Here is a 1,543-nt window from a genome sequence, read left to right on the forward strand (position 1 = left end):
GTCGATAGTGTTGAAGAAGTCGGCGATGAAGCCGTGGATCCACTCGCACCGAAGCGTCTTGATTAAGGTCGACGCGACCTCCTCGCCTTAAGTGGCTCGGACGTTTGTTCCGAGGGTGCAAATCTTGGCCAATTTCCTGAGGTTCTGAGCGATGGCTGCAAGGTGGAACTCATCGCGGGCACCACAGGGGCCGCGCAATCGCAATCGATCGAGCTTCAGGATGCGCTTGAGGTGCGCGAACAGCATCTCCACCTTCTTCCGCTGATAGCGTGAGGTCTGGTAGGCGTCTGTCTTTGCGATGTCGCGGGCCATGTCGCGCGCGCCCTCATAGATCGAGCGCAGCACCTTGCGCGCCGGCTCCTTCGGGCAACAGCTGGGCTTCAGGGCACAGGCGTCGCAATCCAGCTTGCTGGCGCGATAGCGCATCATGCCATTCTCGTCGACGAGAGGGTGTGGCATCCGATAGGTCTTCTGGCGCTGCCTGAGCGTCTTCCCGCCAGGACAGATGTATGTATCGGCCTTATGGTCGTAGGTGAAGTCGTCGCGCGAGAAGGTGCCATCCTTGCGCCTAGACTTGTCGAAGACCGGGATATGCGGCTCGATCCCACGCTCATGCACCAACCAGTTCAGCATTTCGGCCGAGCCGTAGCCGGTGTCGGCAATCAGCCGCTCCGGCCAGAGGCCGAGCTCGTCGTGCGCCCGCTCGATCATAGTCTTGGCGGCCGTCACCTCGGCTTGGCGCACCGCGGTCGAGGGCTCCACGTCCACGATGATGGCGTGCTCCACGTCGATCAAATAGTTCGTGCAATAGGCATAGACGGCTGGGCCACCCCAAGCGGCAGTCCAGCGCGCGGCGGGATCAACAGGGGAGACGAACTTGGGCTCCACCGGCGTGGCGGCCCCGAAGGCGGCGTCATCCAGAGTGGCGAGATACTCAGCCACGGCCCGCTTGGCTTTGGGATTGAGGTCCTCGGCCGTTTCGATCCCGCGCTGACGATGGGCGTCGGCGACGATCATGCTGGCATCGACCGCAAAGCCTTCGCCGCCGACGAGCCCTTCAGCTATGCAGCGCCGGACGACGGTCTCGAACAGTTCGCGCAGCAGGTCGGCATCGCGGAAGCGGCCGTGGCGGGTCTTGGAGAAGGTTGAGTGGTCAGGCACATCACCCTCGAGGCCAAGCCGGCAGAACCACCGATAGGCCAGGTTCAGATGTACCTCCTCGCACAGCCGGCGCTCCGAGCGGATGCCGAAGCAATAGCCGACGATCAGCATGCGGATCAGCAGCTCAGGGTCGATCGAGGGACGGCCGATCGGGCTGTAGAAGGGCGCCAGATGCTGGCGGATGGCGGACAGGTCGACGAAGTGGTCGATCGCTCTGAGCAGGTGATCCGCCGGCACATGCCGCTCCAGGCTGAAGCCGTAGAACAGCTCCTCCTGCATCACACTTTGCTCGCCCATCATCGACTCAATCTCCTCTTACGACGAAGATTGAATCAGTGCTTCAGGACTGCTGCAACCCGGACTTTTTCAACACTATCGGTCG

1 protein-coding gene is annotated in these 1,543 nt (G+C 62.2%); it reads right to left on the reverse strand.

The features are described from left to right. Positions 1 to 87 precede the first annotated feature (87 nt). Positions 88 to 1,461, reverse strand: coding sequence for a transposase (locus NKI41_RS33005; protein ID WP_352473781.1), 1,374 nt, complete (start codon positions 1,459 to 1,461; stop codon positions 88 to 90). Positions 1,462 to 1,543: the final 82 nt, after the last annotated feature.

It is taken from the genome of Mesorhizobium sp. M0601 (genome assembly GCF_040320845.1).
GTDB lineage: Bacteria > Pseudomonadota > Alphaproteobacteria > Rhizobiales > Rhizobiaceae > Mesorhizobium.